We start from the raw sequence: 20,192 nt of genomic DNA, 5'->3' as shown, positions 1-20,192 counted from the left end.
GCATGCCACAGGACGTCTCCGCCGCCACGCCCCGCGCGTGGCGCACCCGGCGCTGGACGCGCCTGCTGCCGCGGCCGCGTTGGGGCCGCACGCAGTGGCGCGTGCTGCGCTGGGGCACCGCGGCGCTGCTGGCCACGCTGTTGCTGCTGGACCTGGCGTTCCCGCTGCCGCTGCCGAAATCGCGCGACACCTCCACCCTGGTAGTGGCCGCCGATGGCACCCCGTTGCGCGCCTTCGCCGACGGCAACGGCGTGTGGCGCTACCCGGCCACGCCGCAGAGCGTGTCGCCGCTGTACCTGCAGGCGCTGCTGAACTACGAGGACCGCTGGTTCTGGCATCACCCCGGCGTCAATCCGTGGGCGTTGCTGCGCGCCGGCAAGCAGTGGGTCTTCTCGCGCCGCATCGTCTCCGGCGGTTCCACCCTGACCATGCAGGTGGCGCGGATCCTGATGCCGGACGACGTCAGCACGCGCAGCCCGCTGGGCAAGCTGCAGCAGCTGCTGCGCGCGCTGCAGCTGGAAGTGCACCTGAGCAAGCGCCAGATCCTGCAGCTGTACCTGGAGCGCGCGCCCTACGGCGGCACCATCGAAGGCGTGGACGCGGCGAGCTGGGCCTACCTGGGCAAGCCGGCGGCGCGCCTGTCGCAGGCCGAGGCGGCGCTGCTGGCGGTGCTGCCGCAGGCGCCGAGCCGGCTGCGCCCGGACCGGCACCCGGAAGCCGCGCGCGCCGCGCGCGACAAGGTGCTCGAGCGCATGGTCGAACTGCACGTGTGGTCGCGCGAGCAGGTCGACGACGCGCGCATCGAGCCGGTGGTGGCGCGCTCGCTGCAGTCGCCGATGCATGCCGCGCTGCTGGCCGAGCGCCTGCGCCGGCAATCGCCGCGCGCCGCGCACATCGTCTCCACCATCGATGCGGACCTGCAGCGCACCCTGGAAGACCGGGTCAGCGCGTATTTCTCGCAGCTGCCCGAGCGCACCTCCGCGGCGTTGCTGGTGGTGGACAACCGCGACCTGCAGGCGCGTGCCTACATCGGCTCGGTGACGTTCGGCGACCGCAAGCGGCTCGGCGACGTGGACATGGTCCAGGCCTGGCGCTCGCCCGGTTCCACGCTCAAGCCGTTCCTGTACGGTATGGCCCTGGACGACGGCCTGATCCATTCCGAAAGCCTGCTGGTGGACGCGCCGCAGAGTTTCGGCGACTACCGCCCGGGCAATTTCGACGAGGCCTTCAACGGTCCGGTCGGCGCCGCCAGCGCCTTGCGCCTGTCGTTGAACGTGCCGGCGGTGGACCTGCTCGAACGGGTCGGCCCGGCGCGCTTCGCCGCGCGGCTGAACAATGCCGGCATCGGCCTGAAGTTTCCGCGCGGCAGCACCCCGAACCTGGCCTTGATCCTCGGCGGCACCGGCGCGCAGCTGGAAGAACTGGTCGGCGCCTTCGCCGCGCTGAACCGCGACGGCATCGCCGGGCACGTGCGCTACACCGCCACCGACAAGGTCATCGACCGGCGGCTGATGTCGCCGGGCGCGGCGTGGATCGTGCGCGAGATCCTCGAGGCCAATCCGCGCCCCGGCTACGGCATCGGCACCTTCGACGTCGGCACGCGCCCGCGCGTGGCGTGGAAGACCGGCACCAGCTACGGCTACCGCGACGCCTGGGCGATCGGCAGCACCCGCCGCTATACGGTCGGGGTCTGGGTCGGACGCCCGGACGGCACGCCGCTGCCCGGCCAGTACGGCGCGGTGACCGCGCTGCCGCTGATGTTCGAGACCATCGACAGCCTGCCGCGCGCGCGCGGCGACAACGCGCCGCGGCCGATGCCGGGCAACGTGCAGCAGCTGGACGTGTGCTGGCCGCTGGGTATCGCCGCCGAACAGACCCCGCCCGCGCTGTGCCAGCGGCGCTTCTCCGCCTACGCGCTGGACGGCGCGGTGCCGCCGACCTTCGCCGAGCGCGACGCGCGGCTATGGAGTGCCGGCCGCGACACGGTGCAGGTGGACGCGCACAGCGGCCTGCGCCTGTCGCCCGATTGCGCGCGGCCGCACCAGGCCGTGCAGCGCGAACTTGCGCGCTGGCCGGCGCTGCTGACCCCATGGCTGCACGCCAGCGAACGCCAGGCCGGGCAACTGCCCGCCCTGGCGCCGGACTGCCGCGACGACGGCCGCGGCGGCAACGACGTGCTGCGTATCGAAGGCCTCAACGACCGCGCCACACTGGCGCGCGCGCCGGGCAGCCTCAGCGTGCGCCTGCAGGTGCGTGCGCTCGGCACCACCGCGCCGGTGGATTGGCTGCTGGATGGGCGCTGGATCGCGCGCACCGAGGGCGCGCGCAACTTCCAGCGCGATTTCGCCGATGCCGGCGACCATACCTTGACTGCGCTGGCCAGCAACGGCGCGTGGACGCAGGTGCGGTTCCGGGTGTTGCATTGAGCGTAGTTGCGCGTGGATTGCACGACGCGTGATGTGGAACATTCGACTGTGCTGCTTACAGTCGAAGGAACGTTGTAGGAGCGGCTTCAGCCGCGACGGGGTCTACCGGTAAGGCCCGTCGCGACTGGAGTCGCTCCCACAATGGTGCTGCAGTGCCTGCGAAAGGCGAGGGCTGCGAGCGGGCGTCGACATGCTGTCGCGGTCTTCTTGCGAACCAGGAAAACACGCGAAGCAGCATGGCCCCTGTAGGAGCGGCTTCAGCCGCGACAGGTTTGCGGATGGATCCTGTCGCGGCTGAAGCCGCTCCTACAAAAAGCGGGCGCTCGGCTCGTCCGACCCTTGTTCCAACCCCGACGGCGTTACCGACGAACCCGTCGCGGTTGCAAAAAAAAGCGCCCGGCAGGTGCCGGGCGCTGGATGTCCATGCAGGCGATCGCGCGAACTACTTCCCGATCCACCCTTCCAGCAGGTCGGAGAACTCGTCGGCATGCTCTTCTTCCTGGGCCAGGATCTGCTCCAGGATGCGCTTGGTGGTGGTGTCCTTGTCGCCGATGAAATTGATCATCTCGCGATAACTGTCGATGGCGATGCGCTCGGCGATCAGGTTTTCCTTGACCATGTCGCGCAGGTCCTCGCCTTCCTTGTACTCGGCGTGCGAACGCGCGGTCAGCGTGTCGGGATTGAGGTCCGGCTCGCCGCCCAGCTGCACGATGCGTTCGGCCAGCTTGTGCGCGTGCTCCTGTTCCTGCTGCGCGTGCTCCAGGAACTCGGCCTTGATCGAGTCGGCGAGCATGCCCGAGGCCATGAAGTAGTGGCGGTAGTAGCGCAGCACGCACACGTATTCGGTGGCGAGCGCATCGTTGAGCAGCTTGATCACTGCCTCTTTGTCGGCGCTGTAGCTCTTGGTGATCGCGCCGTCCTCGATGCTCTGGCGCGCGTTGGCGCGCAGCGTGGCGGTATCGGTGAGGCCGGCGGTGTGCTGCAGCGGCTTGGCGTCGTTGGCTGGCTTGTTGGACATGGCTGGCCGGTTCCTGTGTGGTGGATGAAGGGGATCAGTCGGGGAGATGCTGCAGCACGTAGTCGGCGGCGGAGACCTTGAATTCGCCCGGCGCCTCGACGAACAGCGCGCGCACCACGCCGTCTTCGGCGTACAGCGCGAAGCGCTTCGCCCGCACGCCCATGCCGTAGCTGCTGGCATCCATTTCCAGGCCCAGCGCCTTGGCCAGGTCGCCGTTGCCGTCGGACAGCATCTGCAGGCCGTCGGGCACCAGTTGGCTCTTGCCCCAGGCCTGCATCACGAAGGGGTCGTTGACCGCCATGCAGTACACCTCGATGCCGCGCTTGCGGAACTCCTCGAAGTGCTCGACGTAGCCGGGCAGGTGCTTCTCCGAACAGGTCGGGGTGAACGCGCCGGGCACTGCGAACAGCAGCACGCGGTGGCCATCGAACAGAGTGCGGGTGTCGACCTGCTCCACGCCCTCGCGGATGCGTTGCAGGACCACTTCGGGAATGCGTTCGCCGGGCTGGATGGGCATGTCGGGCTCCTTGGATGAATCGAGTCTAGAAATCGGTATGGGAAGGCAGCGTCAAGGCCCCTTGAAAAGCGCAGGGCCATTCCTATCTGGCAGGCATGGCGGCGGGCATGCCCCGGCGCCGCGAACCACCCGTCAGGGTCTATCCCATTCACGTTGCAGGAGACTACGAGATGAGCATCGTCCGTTATCGCCAGTTGCCGGCCCAGGCCGCCTTCCAGAACGAGATCAAGCAGGTGTTCGACCGCTTCTTCGACCCCAACGGCGGCACCGACGAGTCGGCCGTCGTCACCGCGCAGTGGGTGCCGCGCGTGGACATCAAGGAAGAAGCCGAGCGCTTCGTGCTGTACGCCGACCTGCCCGGCATCGACCCGTCCGAGATCGAGGTGTCGATGGACAAGGGCATCCTGTCGATCCGGGGCGAGCGCAAGAGCGAGTTCACCGCCGACAGCGAGCGCTTCTCGCGCATCGAGCGCCGCTACGGCAGCTTCCACCGCCGCTTCGCGCTGCCCGACAGCGCCGATCCCGACGGCATTTCCGCCACCGGCTACCATGGCGTGCTGGAAGTGCGCATCCCCAAGCGCCCGGCGAGCACGCCGCGCCGGATCCAGGTCGACACCGGGGCCACGATCGTGCAGTAAGCGCCCACACGCGCCGGCGGCGCCACGGCGTCGCCGCGCCTTCGCGGCCGGCCGGTAGAATGGCCGGGCGATGGTGCGCAGCATGCAACCGGCCCGTTGCCGCAAGGCGGCGGGCCGACTCTTTTTGAGGTGATGGATGGAATTCAAGGATTACTACGCGACCCTGGGCGTGGAGCCCAGCGCGGGCGACGCCGAGATCAAGACCGCCTACCGGCGGCTGGCGCGCAAGTACCATCCCGACGTCAGCAAGGAGGCCGGCGCCGAGGACAAGTTCAAGGCCATCAACGAGGCCTACGAGGCGCTGCGCGATCCGCCCAAGCGCGCCGCCTACGATCAGTTGCGCGCGCAGGGCTACCGGCCCGGCGAAGAGTTCCAGGCCCCGCCCAACTACGGCGGCGCGCAGGGTTACGACTTCGAGGAAGTATTCGGCAACGGCGGCGCCGGCGGCGGTTTCAGCGATTTCTTCGAGAGCCTGTTCGCGCGCCAGCAGCGCGCGCGCCAGGGCGGTGCCGGCCCCGGTCCCGGCGCGGGCGCCGCGCCGCGCGGCGATACCCGCGCCAAGCTGGCGGTGCCGCTGGAGGCGGTGTACGCCGGCGACAGCGTGCGCATCACCATCAACGGCAAGCAACTGGACGTGCGCGTGCCCAAGGGCGTGCGTCCCGGCCAGGTGATCCGGCTGAGCGGGCAGGGCAATGGCGGCAGCAACCTGCTGCTGGAAATCGAATACGCCGCGCACCCGCAGTTCGAGGTGGACGGGCTCAACATCCTGTACACCCTGCCGGTGTCGCCGTGGCAGGCGGCGTTGGGTACCAGCATCAGCGTGCCGACCCTGGGCGGGGCGGTGGAACTGAAGATCCCGCCGGAGTCCGATGCCGGGCGCAAGCTGCGCCTGCGCGGCCGCGGCCTGCCGGGCACCCCGGCCGGCGACCAGATCGTGGAATTGGAAGTACTGGCGCCTGCGCCGGAGACCGAGGCGCAGCGCAAGGCCTATCGCACTCTGGCCAAGGCGTTCGGCGAGGCAGTTTAAGGGCCGGGATTAGGGATTCGGCATTGGGGATTCGAGTTTCCCAGGCCTGCCGCGGCTTGTGCTTTCCTGTGGGAGGGGCTTCAGCCCCGACGCGTTACCGATAAGGCGTCGGGGCTGAAGCCCCTCCCACAAAAAGCGCAGGCGAGAGCGCATGGCGGGCTCGGCTGCATCCCAATCCCTAATCCCGAATCCCGGCTTTTCAGCCCTTAGGCGGATCCTCGCCACTGAACACCCGCTCGATCACCTCGGACAGCTCGTCCTCGGAGAACGGCTTGGTGATGTAGGCGCGGGCGCCCTGGCGCATGCCCCACATGCGGTCGGTGTCCTGGTCCTTGGTGGTGACCAGGATCACCGGGATGTTCTGCGTGCTCGGCTCGCGGCGCAGCGTGCGGGTGGCCTGGAAGCCGTTGAGGTTGGGCATCACCACGTCCATCAGCACCAGGTCCGGCAACGCCGCCTTGGCCGCTTCCACGCCGGCCGCACCGTCGGTGGCGGTGATCGTTTCGTGGCCCAGCTTTTCGACGATGCGCTGGATGCCGAGCAACTGCGACGGCGAGTCGTCGACGATCAGGATGCGTGCCATGTGTTTCCCCCTTGGAGCCACGAGTGTAGTGGCAGCGGCGCGCAGCCGGAAAGCGGTGCGCGTCACAAACCCCCTGGCACGTCTACGCCGCCGGATCCAGCCGCACCACGGTGCGTCCGAACGACTGCCCGGCGAGCATCGTCGCGAACACCTCGGGCAGGCCGGACAGGTCCACTTCGCGGGTGCAGATCGCATCCAGGTGGCGCGGTTTCCAGTCGCTGCCCAGGTGCTGCCAGATCAGGTCGCGCAGGTCGCGCGCGGTGCCGGCCGAGCCGATTCCCAGCAGCGACACGCCGCGCAGGATGAACGGCATTACCGTCATGTCCAGTTCGGGCGTCGCCGCCAGCCCGGCGCTGGCGACGTTGCCGTACGGGGCCGTCTGCGCCAGCAGGCTGGTCAGCATCGCGCCGCCAACGTTGTCCAGGCCGCCGCCGAAGCGCACCGACTCCAGCGGGCGTTTGCTCTGCAGCGCGTCGCGGCCCAGCACCTGGCTGGCGCCCAGCGCCTTCAGGTGATCGGCGCGGTCGGCCTTGCCGCTGACCGCGTGCACCTCGAAGCCGGCGCGGCTGAAGATGTCGATCGCCAGCGAGCCGACCCCGCCGGTGGCGCCGGTCACGCACAGCGGGCCGTGTTCCGGGGTCTGCCGGTTGTCGAGCAGGCGCAGCAGCGCCAGCGCCGCGGTGAAGCCGGCGGTGCCCAGCACCATGCTCTCACGCAGGCTCAGTCCGGCCGGCAGCGGCACCACCCACTTGGCCTCCAGCCGCGCGTACTGGCTGTAGCCGCCGTCGCGGGTTTCGCTCAGGCCGCAGCCGGTGACCAGCACCGCATCGCCCTCCTTGAAGGCCGGGTCGCTGGAGGCGACCACATGCCCGGCCACGTCGATGCCGCCCACCAGCGGGAAACGGCGCAGGATCTTGCCCTGGCCGGTGCCGGCCAGCGCGTCCTTGAAATTCACCGACGACCAGGCGCCGCGGATCACCACTTCGCCCGGGCTGAGCTGGTCCAGACGCACCGGCTCGACCGCGGCGCGGTAGCCGGCCTCGTCCTGGTGGATGCGGAAGGCGGGGAAGCTGGCGGGGAGCGACATGGCGAAAACCTTGGTCGGCACGAAGGAATGCACCAAGATAGCCCTTTCGAAACGTCGGATCTGCCCCATCTTGTAGAATCGGCGACTCACTTACGGTGACCGGCGCGGACCGACGCGCCGCCACCTACCTTCTTGGAGCATGCATGGCCTGGAATACACCCGGCGGCAAGGGCGGAGATGGCTCGGACAATAACGGGCGCAATCCCTGGAAGCCTCGTGGCGGCAATGGTGGCGGCAAGTGGGGCGGGTTGCCCGGTCCGTTGAAGGACCTGTTCGGCGGCGACGGCGCCAACATCGGCCGCTGGGTGCTGGCGGCGGTGGTGCTGTTGCTGTTGTTCAGTTGCTTCCAGCTGATCGGCGAGCAGCAGCGCGGCGTGGTGCTGCGCTTCGGCCAGTTCTCACGGATCCTGCAGCCGGGCCCGAGCTTCAAGCTGCCGTGGCCGATCGAATCGGTGCGCAAGGTCAACGCCACCGAGATCAAGACCTTCAGCAACCAGGTGCCGGTGCTGACCCGCGACGAGAACATCGTCAGCGTCTCGCTCAACGTGCAGTACCGCATCGACGACCCGCGCATGTACGTGTTCGGCTCGCGCAATGCCGACCAGGTGCTGGAGCAGGCCGCGCAGAGCGCGGTGCGCGAACAGGTCGGCCGCGCCGACCTCAACGTGGTGCTGAACAACCGCGGGCCGATGGCCACCGCCGCGCGCGACCGCCTGCAGGCTGCGCTCAGCGCCTACCGCACCGGCCTGACCGTGACCGGGCTGACCCTGCCCGACGCGCGTCCGCCGGAAGAAGTGAAGCCGGCCTTCGACGAGGTCAACGGCGCGCAGCAGGTCAAGGAACGGCTGATCAACGAGGCCCAGGCCTACGCCGCCAAGATGGTACCGGAAGCCCGCGGCCAGGCCGCGCGCACCCGCACCGTCGCCGAGGGCTACAAGGAAGCGTCGATCGCCCGCGCGCAGGGCGACGCCGAGCGCTTCACCCTGCTGCAGCAGCAGTACCAGAATGCGCCGGAGGTCACCCGCAAGCGGCTGTGGCTGGAGACGGTGCAGAAGGTGCTGTCGGAGAACCGCAAGGTCATCGGCGGCGACGGCCGCCAGCTGATCTACGTGCCGATGCCGGCCGATGGCGGCAAGAGCGGCGCCAGCGCCGCGCCGGCGCCATCCGCCAGCGGCGGCATGCCGACGCTGCCGCAGGAAGTCCTGATGCCGTCGCTGTCCAGCAGCCCGGCCGAAAGTATCCGCAGTCCGGAGCGCACGCCGCGCCCGAACGGCCGTGAGGAGGTGCAGCGATGAGAATTTCCCTGTGGGCGGGCGTCGCGGTCGTGGCGCTGTTCGCGCTGCTGAGCTCGGTGTTCGTGGTGCGCGAAGACCAGACCGCGATGGTGCTGAACCTGGGCCGCGTGGCCCGCGCCGACCTCAAGCCGGGCTTGCACTTCAAGCTGCCGCTGGTGGAATCCACGCGCGTGTTCGATCGCCGCTTCCAGGTGCTGGACACGCCGCCGGCGCGTTACTTCACCGCCGAGCAGAAGGACGTCAGCGTCGACTTCTTCGCCATCGGCTACATCTCCGACGTGCGCGCGTTCTACCGCGCCACCGGCGGCGACGAGAAGGTGGCAAATGCGCGCCTGGCGCCGATCATCATCGATTCGCTGCGCAACCAGATCAACTCGCGCACCTTGCAACAGCTGGTGTCCGGCGACCGCAGCGAACTGATCGCGCAGCAGCTGAGCGCGATCAACGCCGCCGGCAAGACCCTGGGCATGCAGATCACCGACCTGCGCATCAAGCAGATCGACCTGCCGACCGACAGCCAGGTGATCACCGACGTGTACGAGCGCATGCGCGCGCAGCGCAAGCAGGAAGCCAGCAAGCTGCGCGCCGAAGGCGAAGAACAGGCGCTGACCATCCGTGCCCAGGCCGACCGCGAGAGCACCGTGCTGGTCGCCGAGGCCGAGCGCGACGCGCAGAAGCTGCGCGGCGAAGGCGATGCCGAAGCCGCCAGCATCTACGGCAAGGCCGGCTCCGCCGACCCGTCGTTCTACGCGTTCTATCGCAGCCTGGAGGCCTATCGCGGCGCCATGGCCGACGGCAACGCGGTGATCGTGCTGGACAAGAACGATCCGTTCCTGCAGTACCTGAAGAGCGAGCGCTGATTAGGCCGGGATTGGGCATTGGGGATTTGGGATTCGCAAGAGCGGGTCCCGGTCGCCACAGTCCCCCTGTAGGAGCGGCTTCAGCCGCGACAGGATTTCCCAGGAAAGCCCGTCGCGGCTGAAGCCGCTCCTACAAATTCCAAGGCGCGCCAGCGCCGACGCGCTGAATCCATCTCCCTTGCCCGAGACTCTATGCACGACCTGATCGCCGCGCTGTGCCTGATGATCGTCTTCGAGGGGCTGGTGCTGCTGGTCGCGCCGGAGGCCTGGAAGCGGCTGGTGCAGCAGATGCTGGCCATGCCGACCGCGCAGCTGCGTGCGTCTGGTGGCGTGGCCGTGGCGGTGGGGCTGCTGGCCCTGTGGTGGGTCCGCGCCTGAGCGGCGGCCCTCCGATCCATCCAGCCCGGTCGCGCTGCTGAACGCAGCGGCCGAGGGGGTGGTGAGCGTCACCCAAAACCCGGATAATGCACAAAAGCCGGCCGGGCCCGCTCCATGCGAGCGTCTCGACCGGCTTTTTCTGTGTAAGGGCCTGCCGCCGCCTGGACGCTCCCCGATGGAGCGGCCGTACCGGCGCCGGCAAGACCCGTGCATGGCCACCACATCCGTGCGGCCCCGATGGCCGCGCAGCAAACCAGGAGTTACCCAGCCATGGGTCAGTCAGTTGTCGTGCTCGGCGCCCAGTGGGGCGATGAAGGCAAAGGCAAGATCGTCGATCTGCTCACCGAGGAAATCGGCGCCGTCGTGCGCTTCCAGGGCGGCCACAACGCCGGCCACACCCTCGTCATCAACGGCAAGAAGACCGTCCTGCACCTGATCCCGTCCGGCATCCTGCGCGAAGACGCGCTGTGCCTGATCGGCAACGGCGTGGTGATCTCCCCGGCCGCCTTGATCAAGGAAATCAGCGAGCTGGAGGAAGCGGGCGTGGAAGTGCGTTCGCGCCTGAAGATCTCCCCGGCCGCGCCGCTGATCATGCCGTACCACATCGCCCTGGATCAGGCCCGCGAGAAGGCCGCCGGCGGCAAGGCCATCGGCACCACCGGCCGCGGCATCGGCCCGGCGTACGAAGACAAGGTGGCGCGCCGCGGCATCCGCATCGCCGACCTGCATTACCCGCCGCAACTGGAAGAACTGCTGCGCACCGCGCTGGACTACCACAACTTCGTGCTGACCAAGTACCTGGGCGTGGAAGCGGTCGATTTCCAGAAGACCTTCGACGAGGCCCTGGCCTTCGGCGAATACGTACAGCCGATGAAGTCCGACGTGGCCGGCATCCTCCACGAGCTGCGCAAGCAGGGCAAGCGCGTGCTGTTCGAAGGCGCGCAGGGCGCGTTGCTGGACATCGACCACGGCACCTACCCGTACGTCACCAGCTCCAACACCACCGTCGGCGGCGCGCTGGCCGGCACCGGCGTCGGCGCCGATGCCATCGACTACGTGCTGGGCATCGCCAAGGCCTACGCCACCCGCGTCGGCGGCGGCCCGTTCCCGACCGAACTGGACGACGAAGTCGGCCAGGGCATCCGCGACCGCGGCGCCGAGTACGGCGCCTCCACCGGCCGCCCGCGCCGCTGCGGCTGGATGGACATCGTCGCGCTCAAGCGCGCCGTGGCCATCAACGGCATTTCCGGCCTGTGCATCACCAAGCTCGACGTGCTCGACGGCATGGAGAAGCTGAAGATCTGCATCGCCTACGAGTACCGCGGCAAGCGCACCGAATACGCGCCGCTGGACGCGCAGGGCTGGGAAGAGTGCACCCCGGTGTACCTGGAGTTCCCCGGCTGGACCGAGAACACCCACGGCATCACCGTGTGGGACGAACTGCCGCCCGCCGCCCGCGCCTACCTGCGCGCGCTGGAGGAACTGGCCGGCTGCCCGATCTCCATCGTCTCCACCGGCCCGGACCGCGACCACACGATGGTGTTGCAGGATCCGTTCGCCTGATCCGGCGTCCCGGCGCATGCCGGGACCAGCGCCGCAGGAAGGCCCCGCAAGGGGCCTTTTTTTTGGTCAAAAGACTTGCAAAGCAATGCTCTGGCGCGGATATTCCATATTCCGGAATATGGAATAAGGGTGCACTGTGGAGCTGAAACCCCAGGACCTCGTGGTGCTGTACAAGCAGGTCGCTCAAGCAGGGCGATCCTGGACGTATGCCTCCTTGGGTGAAGCGCTGCAGATGAGTGCCTCGCAAGTGCACCGTAGCGTGAAGCGATGCACGGCATCCGGCTTGGCGCTTGAGAAAGGGCGTGGCGAATGGGAGGCGGTGCGTACGGCGCTGCATGAATTCGCAGTCCACGGCGTGCGCTATGCGTTCCCCGCCGCCTTGGGTCCTGTGCGACGAGGGATCCCCACGGCGTTCGGCGCGCCGCCGCTGTCCGTGGATATCGCCAGCGCGCCCGGCGAGGCGCCGGTGTGGCCGAGTGCAGAAGGCACGGCAAAGGGGCCGGGCGTGGCGCCGTTGTCCGCCAATGCGCCGCACGCTGCGCTGGCCGATCCTGGCTTGTACGAATTGTTGGCGCTTCAGGACGCCTTGCGCATCGGCCGTGCGCGCGAGCGCACATTGGCTGCCAAGCACCTCAAGCAACGGTTGGGCCTCGGTGATGCGAGCTGACGATCCCAATCTGCCGCATCTACGTGCGATCGCCGATGCGCTAGGCGAATTGCGCGAGCAGGTCGTCTTCCTCGGTGGCGCAGTCGTTGGCCTGTTGCTGTCCGATCCATTGGCCGAGAGCGTTCGCGCTACCTACGACGTCGATGCGGTGGTGGATCTGGACTGGTCCCGGTTCCGTCGTATCGAAGAGCGCGTACAGACGCAAGGCTTCGCCCGCGAGATGGAAAGCGGTGTGGTCTGCCGTTGGGTGCATCGTGCGTCTGGCGTGGTGTTCGATCTGATGCCGGTGGATTCCGAGGTCCTGGGCTTCTCGAATCGTTGGTACGCCTACGCCGTGGAAACCGCTCAGTCAGTTGAACTGGATGAGCGTTTATCCATACGGATGGTCACGGCGGTCGCGTTCGTGGCGACGAAGCTCGAGGCCTTCGCCACGCGAGGTAAGGGCGACTTTCTTTCCAGCCACGATCTTGAGGACGTGCTCAATGTCGTCGACGGTCGGGCAGAACTGGTGGAAGAACTTGCCATGGCGCCGGAAGACCTGAGGCGCATGGTCGCCAACGCTTTTGCGGCTCTGCTGGACGATCCCGCGTTCGCGAATGCGCTACCCGGTTTGGTGGCCGAGCCCGGAAGGGCAGGGATTGTGCGCGAACGCCTTCAGGCCATGCTCCTTTTGCGGCCACAGTGAAAATCGCCGCATGACGAAGATGCCGCACGCAAGACGACACTCCCAACCTCGCGACGACGTCGACGCGGTGGCCGAGCGGCGCTGCGCCGGCATCGGCGCGTCCGGGAAGACCATTGCGTGGTGCGACATGCGCGTCTATCTGGAAAAGGGCATGTCAGCTGAGTTGAACCCTGCTCGGTCGGCTACCTGCTGCCTGTAACACACATGTGCTACATTGCCTCGAACCCATCGCCGGGAGCCCCGCATGAGCACCACCACCATCCGCCTGCCGGACGCGCTCAAGGCCCGCATCGCCAAGGCGGCGGAAGCGGCCGGCACCACGTCGCACAACTTCATCCTGGAAGCCATCGCCGAGAAGGCCGAGCTGGCCGAGCGGCGCGCCGACTTCCACGCCCAGGCCGATCAGCGTTGGGCCGAGTTCCTGGAGACGGGTGAGACCATCCCGTGGGACGAGGCGCGCACCTACTTCAGGGCCCAGGTTGCAGGAAAGCCTGCGAAGCGGCCGGTGGCGCGCAAGCTGGAAGACTGAAGTGGCGCGCATTCGCCTCGGCTCCGGCGTGATCGAGGATCTGGAGCGGATCGCCGCGTATTTGCGCGACCAAGAGAGCGCGCATGCAGAAGAGAGAGCCGAGGAGATCGTCAGCGCGTTCGATGTACTGGCAGGCAATCCGTTGATCGGCCGTCCGGTCCATGCAGACAGCCGCGAACTGGTGATGGGCCGCGGTTCGCGCGGATACGTGGCGTTGTATCGCTATGTGGATGTGACCGACACGGTGGTCGTGCTGGCGATCCGCGCACAGCGAGAGGCGGGCTATGCACGCGATGCATGAAACCGCGGCGGGACACCCGCCCAACTAACTAACAAGGAAGGCCGCTGATGCTCACAGCACTGTTCGACAAGCTGTTCAATCGCAAGCCCAGCCCGGATGCGTTCGCCAAGCTGTTCGAGGACGCGTTGCGCGCGCAGGGCTGCCGCGACGAACTGACGTACCGGCCGGACGAATTCCGCCTTGTCGCGCCGCGCGGGCGCATCATCAATCTGCACAACGCCTATCACGACTACACCACGGCCGATCGCCAGCGCCTGGCCGAGGTGCTGCGCAGCTATGCCGCGGCCTTCGTGGAGGAGGGCGGCGAAGAAAACCAGATCGAGACATTGGAGCAGGCGCGGCCGATGCTGATGCCCGTCGTACGCCATCGCGCCATGTTCGAGGAAATGCGCCTGGAGCATGTCCGCGCGCATGGCTGGGAGACGCCGTTCACGACCGTCTGGCGCGAGCTGGCCGAGGACTGCGTCGAGTTGCTGGCGATCGACCGCCCCGATTCGACCTCGACCCTGCTCGCTGGGCCGAAGGACGCATGGGGCATCACCTTCGAGCAAGCCCTGGCCATCGCCCACGATAACCTGCGCGACGTCACGCCGGACCGCTTCGTCGAGGTCGCCGCAGGCATCTTCCGGGGCGCATGGCAGGACGCCTACGACACCAGCCGCGTGCTGCTGCCCGACGTGCTGCAGCGCGTCCCGGTGAAGGGGCGACCGGTGTTCATGCTGCCTACCCGCGATTGCCTGCTGGTGGTGGGCGACCGCGACGAAACCGCGATGGCCGGCATGCTGGAACTGAGCATGGAAGCGGCCGCGAACGGCCGTTGCATCTCCTCGCTAGCTTTCGCTTACGACGACGCGCGCCGCATCGTGCCGTTCGCGCTGCCGCAGCCCGAGCACCGGCGCCGCCAGGCCGATCTGCAGCGCATGATGGATGCGCCGGCCTATTCCCTGCAGAAGGAACTGCTGGAAAAGATCCACGAAGCGAACCACACCGACATCTTCGTCGCCTCCTACCGCGTGTTCGAGGAGAACGACGGCAGCGGTAATCAGTTCTCGCTGGCGACCTGGACCCGCGATGTCGACACCTCCTTGCCGAAGGCCGATCGCATCGCCTTCGTCATGCCCAAGGACGAGAGCGACGCGGACATGGTGGTCGTGGACTGGGACAAGGCCGTCGCGGTGGTCGCCGAACTGATGCAGCAGGAAACGGACTTCTATCCGCCGCGCTTTCGCGTGCGTGACTTTCCCAGCGAGGCGCAACTCAGGCAACTGGCATGACCTAGCCGTTGCCCTCGGGGCGGCAGGGCGCGGCCCTGGCGGCCCGAGCTGATTGCCCGCTGTCTGTGTTGCAGGCGGCCGCGTCGAACGCGCCACGCCGTCTGTATCCTGCGCCGGCCCATTCGAAGAGCCCCCATGCGCCAGATCCTCACGACCGCCATCGCCCTGGCCTTGGCCAGCGTCTCGCCGTGCACGTTCGCCCAGCCGGAACGTCCTGCACCCAGTGTCGTCGCCGCGCCGGCCGCGGCGGTCACCACGCAATTGCCGCGCACCGCCAGGCCGCGCCATTACGCGCTGGAGATCACCCCGCACGCCGACACGATGACGTTCGACGGCAAGGTCCGCATCGAGCTCGACGTGCTGCAGGCCACCGACCGCATCGTGCTGCAGGCGGCCAATCTGCGCTTCGGCCGCAGCACCCTGACCGGCGGTAAGGCCAAGGCGGCGCTGGTGGCCAAGGTCGCCACCGACGCCGACGCGCAGACCGCCAGCTTCGTCTTCGCCAAGCCGCTGGCGCCGGGCAGCTACGTGCTGTCCATCGACTACAGCGGCGTCATCAACACCCAGGCCAACGGCCTGTTCGCGCTGGACTACGCCACCCCGCACGGCCAGCGCCGCGCGCTGTACACGCAGTTCGAGAACTCCGACGCGCGCCGGTTCCTGCCGTCCTGGGACGAACCCGACTTCAAGGCCACCTTCGACCTGACGGTGAACGCGCCGGCCGCGCAGATGGTGGTCGGCAACATGCCCGTGGCCGCCACCGCCGACCTCGGCAACGGCCTCAAGCGCGTCGCGTTCCAGACCACGCCGAAGATGTCCACCTACCTGCTGTTCCTGGGCGTGGGCGATTTCGAGCGCACCGCGCTCAAGGGCGACAACGGTACCGAGATCGGCGTGATCGCCCAGCAGGGCAAGGCCGAGCAGGCGCGCTTCGCGCTGGAGTCCGGCCGCGACGTGCTGCGCGAATACAACGACTACTTCGGCGTGCGCTATCCGCTGCCCAAGCTGGACAACATCGCCGCGCCGGGCGGCAGTCAGTTCTTCAGCGCCATGGAAAACTGGGGCGCCATCTTCACCTTCGAACATTCCTTGCTGCTGGACCCGGCGGTGTCGGACGTGACCGACCGCCAGCGCGTGTTCACCACCGCCGCGCACGAGATCGCGCACCAATGGTTCGGCGATCTGGTGACCATGGCCTGGTGGGACGACCTGTGGCTCAACGAAGGCTTCGCCACCTGGCTGGAAGGCCGCACCACCGCCAAGCTGCATCCGGAATGGGATATCGACAAGACCGGCCCGGCCTACGTCAGCCGCGCCGCCATGGGCCGCGACGCCTACGCCACCACCCACCCGGTGGTGCAGACCGTGGCCACCGTCGAACAGGCCAGCCAGGCCTTCGACGGCATCACCTACGAAAAGGGCTCGGCGGTGATCGGCATGCTGGAGGATTACGTCGGCGCCGACGCATGGCGCGACGGCGTGCGCCGCTACATCGCCAAGCGCGCCTACGGCAACGCCGTCACCGGCGACCTGTGGCAGGAAATCGACGCCGCCGCGCCCGGCAAGCAGTTCCTGCAGGTGGCGCACGACTTCACCCTGCAGCCCGGCGTGCCGCTGATCAAGGTCGCCGCCCGCTGCAACGCCGGCACCACCGTCGTGCGCCTGGAGCAGGGCGAATACACCCTCGACCGCCCCGACAAACAACCGCTGCGCTGGCACGTGCCGGTCGCCGTGCGCAGCGGCGACAAAGACGTGCGCGTGCTGGTGGACGGCAGCGCGCAGCTGCAACTGCCCGGCTGCGCCGCGCCGGTGCTGGTCAACGCCGGGCAGAAGGGCTACTACCGCACGCTGTACGCGCCCGCGCAGTTCAAGGCGCTGACCGCCGGCTTCGCCACGCTGCCGGTGGTGGACCAGCTCGGCGTGCTGCTGGATACCAGCGCACTGGCCAGCGTCGGCCTGCAGCCGCAAGCGGACCTGCTCGGCCTGGCCGACACCGTGCCGGTGGGCGCCGCGTCGGACCTGTGGGTCACCGTCGCCACGGTCTACGCCGGCATCGACGACCTGTTCCAGGGCGACCCGCAGAGCCAGGCCGCCTGGCGCCGCTACGCGCTGTCGCGGCTGGCGCCGGAGTTCGCCACCCTGGGCTGGGACGACCGCGCCAGCGACTCCGCCCAAGCCAAGCAATTGCGTGCGCACCTGATCGACACGCTCGGCGGCATGGGCGACGCCCAGGTGATCGCCGAGGCGCACCGCCGCTTCGCCGCATTCCAGGCCGACCCGACCGCCTTGTCGCCGGAACTGCGCAACAGCGTGCTGGGCATCGTCGCGCGCCATGCCGACGCCGCCACCTGGGACGCGCTGCACCGGATGGCGCAGAAAGAGACGTCCTCGATGATCCGCGACCAGGACTACCTGCTGCTGGCCGCCGCCAAGGACGCCACCCTCGCGCAACGCGCCCTGGACATGGCGCTGACCGACGAGCCCGGCGCCACCAACAGCGCCTCCATGATCTCGGCGGTCGCGCGCGAGCATCCGGACCTGGCCTTCGATTTCGCCGTGGCCCACCGCGACCACGTGGACACCCTGATCGACACCACTTCGCGCGCCCGTTATTACCCGCGCCTGGGCACCGGCTCCGTCGACCTGAAGATGGTCGACAAGATCCAGGCGTATGCGCAGCGCTACCTCGCCGCGACCTCGCGCCGCGATGCGGACGCGGCCATCGCCGACATCCGCACACGGGTGAAGCTGCGTGCGCAGCGGCTGCCGCAGATCAAGGCATGGTTGGCGGGGCGGAAGGGGTGAGGGTGGGTGGCTGGTCGAGTGCGGTTGGCTCCCCATCAGGGAGCCTTCGCCCGGCCCAGCCAAAAGGCTTTGCAAATACCCAGATTGGGTAATAACCTACCCATTATGGGTAACACGGCCGCCACCGCCACTGCAAAGACCGAAGCGCCGCGTGCCGCAACCGCGCGGCCATCGGGCCTGGCCGATGCCTTGTTCACCCGCACCCAGCAACGCGTGCTGGCCCTGCTATACGGCCAGCCGCAGCGCGATTTCGGGGTCGGCGAACTGATCGCCGCCGCCGGCGCCGGCAACGGTGCGGTGCAGCGCGAACTGGCCAAGCTGGCCGACGCCGGCCTGCTCACGGTACAGCGCACCGGCAACCAGAAGCGCTACCAGGCCAATCCGCACTCGCCCATCCACGACGAACTGCTCGGCATCGTGCAGAAGACCATCGGCCTGGCCGGCCCGCTCGGCGAGGCCTTGCAGCCCATCGCCGCGGACATCGTGTCCGCCTTTGTCTACGGCTCGGTCGCCAAGCACAGCGACACCGCGCGCAGCGATATCGACCTGATGGTGATCTCCGATACGCTGGGCTATGCCGACCTGATGCGCGCGCTGGATGGCATGCAGGCGCGGCTGGGCCGCCCTGTCAATCCCACGCTGTACACGCGTGCCGACTACACCAAGCGGCTGCGCGACGAAAACGCATTCCTGCAGCGGGTGCTGCAGCAACCCAAGATCTGGGTGATTGGAGGAATGGATGACCTCGCCACTTGAAAACCTGTCCGGCCCCGGCAAGCAACTCAGCGCCGAACCGACCGACCCGCGCGAACTGGAAGGCCTGACGCGCTCGGGCCTGGCCCGCCTGGGCGACGCCAAGAACGCTACGCTGGCCCTCGAAAGCCGCTTCGACCTGGCCTACAACGCCGCGCACGCACTGTGCCTGGCGGCGCTGCGGGCCAAGGGCTACCGCGCCAACAACCGCTACATCGTGTTCCAGGTGTTGCCGCACACCCTGGGCCTGGGGCCGGAGGTGTGGCGGGTGCTGGACAAGTGCCACCACCAGCGCAACGTTGCCGAGTACGAGGGCGAGTTGGACGTGAGCCAGCGGCTGGTGCTGGATTTGATCGCGGCGTGCGATGCGGTGCGGGTGGCGCTGGGGCGCGAGGGGTAGGGGCGGAGCAGGTGCGGGAAACGGCTTTGGCCGGATCATCCAAACACAAAGCAATTCATGGAGGAGGCGGTATGGCGCGCTACGGACGTTGCACGATGGTGGGATGGATGCTGTCCCTGGCTGCACTCGGTGGCGTGCATGCGTGCGCGCAGGCCGCGGCGCCGCCGGGCGCCACGAATGAAATGGCCGGCTTCCCCGCGGTGCCGGCGATCACGCCGCAGCCATGGCGACCATTCGAGGTGGAGCGGCAACTGGGCGCAGTCTGCGTCGATGGCGAGCAAGCGCGCGCCCGTGCGCCGGCATTGCTGTTGCGCGACGCGTACTGCCGCGGCCCCGCACCCGCACACATGGCGCGCGCGCTGCTCGGCATCCCGCCCGACGCGCTCACCATGAGCCAGGACGCACGCACCGCAGGCCTGCGCGATGCGATCTACCTGGCGGCGCCAGGGCAGGGGCGCCGCCCGGATTTCACCGTCGTGGTCGGTGATATCAAGATTCGCTCCTTCGAGAGCCCCGACCCGCAAAAGACCGTCTACCTGGTTTGGTCGGTGCGGTGCGGTACAGACGACGCCGGCATGGCCTGTAGCGCTGGTACGGGGTACAAGGCTTTCCGCCTCGGTGCCGACGGCACCGCGTACGACGTCAGCGCCGAGGTACTCCCGCGCGATCCCGTGCTGACCGCCGCGGATCGCGCACGGCAAGAGAAACAAGGCGGCAATGATATGTACCTGTTGCCGAACAAGCTGCCCTACGTCGCAACACTGCGCTGGCTGATGGAGTTCGATCCGGACCAACCGTTAGCCAAGAGCGACCCAAGGCGCGCGGACAGTTACGCCCACTTCGGCTTCGTACGCTGGACGGGCGAACGCTTCGAGCGTGTCGCACGCGTGCCTCGCGCGCAGTGGCCGTGCCACCCGATGCCGCCAGATGAGGCGGGGTGTTTGCAACAGCCTGATGCAGGCGCGGACCGGTTCGTCGTGGAACAGCCATGAGCAAGGCCCCAGTCCTGCGAGCTTTCGTCGCGCGCGGGCTGGCGTCGCGCGAAATCGCCCGCCAGTCAGGCCGCTATGTCGCCGCAAAGGACGTGCTGGCCGAACTGCAGTCCCGGTTGGACGCCGCGCGGGTGCGTCATGCCAAGGTGCCGCCTGATCGCCAGCGGTGAACGCGACTATCATGCGGCGCAGGTTGCACAACCGGTGGCCGCCGCTTCGAGAAGATCGTGCCGTTCAGTACCGTGGCGCCGGTGAAGGCTGGTTGGCTGGTCGCTTTAGGCCCAAGAGGACATCCGAGCTTTCTTCTTTGATGAACTGTGGGCCTAGCGCGAGATCACCTTTTGGCCAGAAGCTGACGTTGGCCTTCTACGGAAGACTGGCCGGCCCACTAATA

At 68.2% G+C, this 20,192-nt stretch carries 22 protein-coding genes; 18 read left to right on the top strand and 4 right to left on the bottom strand.

Annotated elements, in window-relative coordinates; genetic code table 11:
• Positions 1-2 precede the first annotated feature (2 nt).
• Positions 3-2,426 carry a penicillin-binding protein 1C gene (pbpC, locus tag HEP75_RS15765; protein ID WP_185824166.1) on the top strand — a complete coding sequence of 808 codons (2,424 nt, stop codon included), beginning with the start codon at positions 3-5 and terminating at the stop codon, positions 2,424-2,426.
• A 442-nt stretch (positions 2,427-2,868) separates the two neighbouring features.
• Here pbpC and HEP75_RS15760 read toward each other — a convergent pair whose 3' ends face one another.
• Together HEP75_RS15760 and HEP75_RS15755 are read right to left on the bottom strand one after the other, a co-directional pair.
• Positions 2,869-3,444, bottom strand: coding sequence for a ferritin-like domain-containing protein (locus HEP75_RS15760; protein ID WP_185824165.1), 576 nt, complete (start codon positions 3,442-3,444; stop codon positions 2,869-2,871).
• Positions 3,445-3,478: 34 nt separating this feature from the next.
• Complete coding sequence (locus HEP75_RS15755; protein ID WP_185813608.1) at positions 3,479-3,961, bottom strand: peroxiredoxin; 483 nt, start codon at positions 3,959-3,961, stop codon at positions 3,479-3,481.
• Positions 3,962-4,131: 170 nt separating this feature from the next.
• Here HEP75_RS15755 and HEP75_RS15750 point away from each other — a divergent pair, with 170 nt between their 5' ends.
• Both HEP75_RS15750 and HEP75_RS15745 read left to right on the top strand, forming a co-directional pair.
• Positions 4,132-4,599, top strand: coding sequence for an Hsp20/alpha crystallin family protein (locus HEP75_RS15750; RefSeq protein WP_185824164.1), 468 nt, complete (start codon positions 4,132-4,134; stop codon positions 4,597-4,599).
• Positions 4,600-4,735: 136 nt separating this feature from the next.
• Complete coding sequence (locus HEP75_RS15745; RefSeq protein WP_185824163.1) at positions 4,736-5,626, top strand: DnaJ C-terminal domain-containing protein; 891 nt, start codon at positions 4,736-4,738, stop codon at positions 5,624-5,626.
• A 199-nt stretch (positions 5,627-5,825) separates the two neighbouring features.
• On the opposite strand, the gene pilH is transcribed toward HEP75_RS15745, so the two are convergent.
• Both pilH and HEP75_RS15735 read right to left on the bottom strand, forming a co-directional pair.
• On the bottom strand, positions 5,826-6,209 hold the full coding sequence (pilH, locus tag HEP75_RS15740; RefSeq protein WP_185824162.1) for a twitching motility response regulator PilH: 384 nt from the start codon (positions 6,207-6,209) through the stop codon (positions 5,826-5,828).
• Positions 6,210-6,291: 82 nt separating this feature from the next.
• On the bottom strand, positions 6,292-7,296 hold the full coding sequence (locus HEP75_RS15735) for an acryloyl-CoA reductase (RefSeq protein ID WP_185824161.1): 1,005 nt from the start codon (positions 7,294-7,296) through the stop codon (positions 6,292-6,294).
• A 143-nt stretch (positions 7,297-7,439) separates the two neighbouring features.
• Here HEP75_RS15735 and hflK point away from each other — a divergent pair, with 143 nt between their 5' ends.
• The 15 genes from hflK (at position 7,440) to HEP75_RS15660 (ending at position 19,968) form a co-directional block, all read left to right on the top strand.
• Positions 7,440-8,591: an FtsH protease activity modulator HflK gene (hflK, locus tag HEP75_RS15730; RefSeq protein WP_185824160.1), complete on the top strand. Its 1,152-nt coding sequence runs from the start codon at positions 7,440-7,442 to the stop codon at positions 8,589-8,591.
• Positions 8,588-9,451 carry a protease modulator HflC gene (locus tag HEP75_RS15725; protein WP_185813602.1) on the top strand — a complete coding sequence of 288 codons (864 nt, stop codon included), beginning with the start codon at positions 8,588-8,590 and terminating at the stop codon, positions 9,449-9,451. Before hflK ends, HEP75_RS15725 begins: the two co-directional genes overlap by 4 nt.
• A gap of 192 nt (positions 9,452-9,643) precedes the next feature.
• A complete protein-coding gene (locus tag HEP75_RS15720; protein ID WP_185824159.1) occupies positions 9,644-9,829 on the top strand; it encodes a DUF2065 family protein in 186 nt (61 codons plus the stop codon).
• Positions 9,830-10,099: 270 nt separating this feature from the next.
• Positions 10,100-11,392 carry an adenylosuccinate synthase gene (locus tag HEP75_RS15715; RefSeq protein WP_185820758.1) on the top strand — a complete coding sequence of 431 codons (1,293 nt, stop codon included), beginning with the start codon at positions 10,100-10,102 and terminating at the stop codon, positions 11,390-11,392.
• 136 nt (positions 11,393-11,528) lie between these two features.
• The gene (locus HEP75_RS15710) at positions 11,529-12,059 is read left to right on the top strand and encodes a MarR family transcriptional regulator (protein WP_185824158.1); all 531 of its coding nucleotides are present in this window, start codon (positions 11,529-11,531) and stop codon (positions 12,057-12,059) included.
• Complete coding sequence (locus HEP75_RS15705; protein ID WP_255423879.1) at positions 12,049-12,744, top strand: hypothetical protein; 696 nt, start codon at positions 12,049-12,051, stop codon at positions 12,742-12,744. The genes HEP75_RS15710 and HEP75_RS15705 overlap by 11 nt, the downstream gene beginning before the upstream one ends.
• Before the next feature lie 10 nt (positions 12,745-12,754).
• The gene (locus HEP75_RS15700; protein ID WP_255423878.1) at positions 12,755-12,943 is read left to right on the top strand and encodes a hypothetical protein; all 189 of its coding nucleotides are present in this window, start codon (positions 12,755-12,757) and stop codon (positions 12,941-12,943) included.
• A 45-nt stretch (positions 12,944-12,988) separates the two neighbouring features.
• Positions 12,989-13,273 (top strand): DUF1778 domain-containing protein, encoded by a 285-nt coding sequence (locus tag HEP75_RS15695; RefSeq protein WP_185820756.1) that lies wholly within the window; start codon positions 12,989-12,991, stop codon positions 13,271-13,273.
• A gap of 1 nt (position 13,274) precedes the next feature.
• Entirely contained in the window at positions 13,275-13,574 is a 300-nt protein-coding gene (locus HEP75_RS15690; protein WP_185824157.1) for a type II toxin-antitoxin system RelE/ParE family toxin, read from the top strand.
• 47 nt (positions 13,575-13,621) lie between these two features.
• On the top strand, positions 13,622-14,848 hold the full coding sequence (locus HEP75_RS15685) for a DUF1444 family protein (protein WP_185824156.1): 1,227 nt from the start codon (positions 13,622-13,624) through the stop codon (positions 14,846-14,848).
• A 135-nt stretch (positions 14,849-14,983) separates the two neighbouring features.
• Entirely contained in the window at positions 14,984-17,653 is a 2,670-nt protein-coding gene (locus tag HEP75_RS15680) for a M1 family metallopeptidase (RefSeq protein WP_185824155.1), read from the top strand.
• Positions 17,654-17,758: 105 nt separating this feature from the next.
• Positions 17,759-18,409 carry a MarR family transcriptional regulator gene (locus tag HEP75_RS15675; protein ID WP_185824154.1) on the top strand — a complete coding sequence of 217 codons (651 nt, stop codon included), beginning with the start codon at positions 17,759-17,761 and terminating at the stop codon, positions 18,407-18,409.
• Positions 18,393-18,806 carry a hypothetical protein gene (locus HEP75_RS22400; RefSeq protein ID WP_185824153.1) on the top strand — a complete coding sequence of 138 codons (414 nt, stop codon included), beginning with the start codon at positions 18,393-18,395 and terminating at the stop codon, positions 18,804-18,806. The genes HEP75_RS15675 and HEP75_RS22400 overlap by 17 nt, the downstream gene beginning before the upstream one ends.
• Before the next feature lie 71 nt (positions 18,807-18,877).
• Positions 18,878-19,798, top strand: a complete 921-nt coding sequence (locus HEP75_RS15665) for a hypothetical protein (RefSeq protein WP_185824152.1) — start codon at positions 18,878-18,880, stop codon at positions 19,796-19,798.
• Positions 19,795-19,968 (top strand): hypothetical protein, encoded by a 174-nt coding sequence (locus tag HEP75_RS15660; protein ID WP_185826709.1) that lies wholly within the window; start codon positions 19,795-19,797, stop codon positions 19,966-19,968. The genes HEP75_RS15665 and HEP75_RS15660 overlap by 4 nt, the downstream gene beginning before the upstream one ends.
• The last annotated feature ends 224 nt before the right edge of the window (positions 19,969-20,192 follow it).

It is taken from the genome of Xanthomonas sp. SI (assembly GCF_014236855.1).
Lineage (GTDB): Bacteria > Pseudomonadota > Gammaproteobacteria > Xanthomonadales > Xanthomonadaceae > Xanthomonas_A.
Note: the sequence above shows the minus strand (reverse complement) of the source record. Positions and strands in the feature narration are given on the sequence as shown.

Coding starts and splice junctions, on each gene's coding strand:
- pbpC (WP_185824166.1), top strand. CDS start 3: ATGCCACAGGACGTCTCCGCCGCCACGCCCCGCGCGTGGCGCACCCGG.
- HEP75_RS15760 (WP_185824165.1), bottom strand. CDS start 3,444: ATGTCCAACAAGCCAGCCAACGACGCCAAGCCGCTGCAGCACACCGCC.
- HEP75_RS15755 (WP_185813608.1), bottom strand. CDS start 3,961: ATGCCCATCCAGCCCGGCGAACGCATTCCCGAAGTGGTCCTGCAACGC.
- HEP75_RS15750 (WP_185824164.1), top strand. CDS start 4,132: ATGAGCATCGTCCGTTATCGCCAGTTGCCGGCCCAGGCCGCCTTCCAG.
- HEP75_RS15745 (WP_185824163.1), top strand. CDS start 4,736: ATGGAATTCAAGGATTACTACGCGACCCTGGGCGTGGAGCCCAGCGCG.
- pilH (WP_185824162.1), bottom strand. CDS start 6,209: ATGGCACGCATCCTGATCGTCGACGACTCGCCGTCGCAGTTGCTCGGC.
- HEP75_RS15735 (WP_185824161.1), bottom strand. CDS start 7,296: ATGTCGCTCCCCGCCAGCTTCCCCGCCTTCCGCATCCACCAGGACGAG.
- hflK (WP_185824160.1), top strand. CDS start 7,440: ATGGCCTGGAATACACCCGGCGGCAAGGGCGGAGATGGCTCGGACAAT.
- HEP75_RS15725 (WP_185813602.1), top strand. CDS start 8,588: ATGAGAATTTCCCTGTGGGCGGGCGTCGCGGTCGTGGCGCTGTTCGCG.
- HEP75_RS15720 (WP_185824159.1), top strand. CDS start 9,644: ATGCACGACCTGATCGCCGCGCTGTGCCTGATGATCGTCTTCGAGGGG.
- HEP75_RS15715 (WP_185820758.1), top strand. CDS start 10,100: ATGGGTCAGTCAGTTGTCGTGCTCGGCGCCCAGTGGGGCGATGAAGGC.
- HEP75_RS15705 (WP_255423879.1), top strand. CDS start 12,049: ATGCGAGCTGACGATCCCAATCTGCCGCATCTACGTGCGATCGCCGAT.
- HEP75_RS15700 (WP_255423878.1), top strand. CDS start 12,755: ATGACGAAGATGCCGCACGCAAGACGACACTCCCAACCTCGCGACGAC.
- HEP75_RS15695 (WP_185820756.1), top strand. CDS start 12,989: ATGAGCACCACCACCATCCGCCTGCCGGACGCGCTCAAGGCCCGCATC.
- HEP75_RS15685 (WP_185824156.1), top strand. CDS start 13,622: ATGCTCACAGCACTGTTCGACAAGCTGTTCAATCGCAAGCCCAGCCCG.
- HEP75_RS15680 (WP_185824155.1), top strand. CDS start 14,984: ATGCGCCAGATCCTCACGACCGCCATCGCCCTGGCCTTGGCCAGCGTC.
- HEP75_RS15675 (WP_185824154.1), top strand. CDS start 17,759: ATGGGTAACACGGCCGCCACCGCCACTGCAAAGACCGAAGCGCCGCGT.
- HEP75_RS22400 (WP_185824153.1), top strand. CDS start 18,393: ATGACCTCGCCACTTGAAAACCTGTCCGGCCCCGGCAAGCAACTCAGC.
- HEP75_RS15665 (WP_185824152.1), top strand. CDS start 18,878: ATGGCGCGCTACGGACGTTGCACGATGGTGGGATGGATGCTGTCCCTG.
- HEP75_RS15660 (WP_185826709.1), top strand. CDS start 19,795: ATGAGCAAGGCCCCAGTCCTGCGAGCTTTCGTCGCGCGCGGGCTGGCG.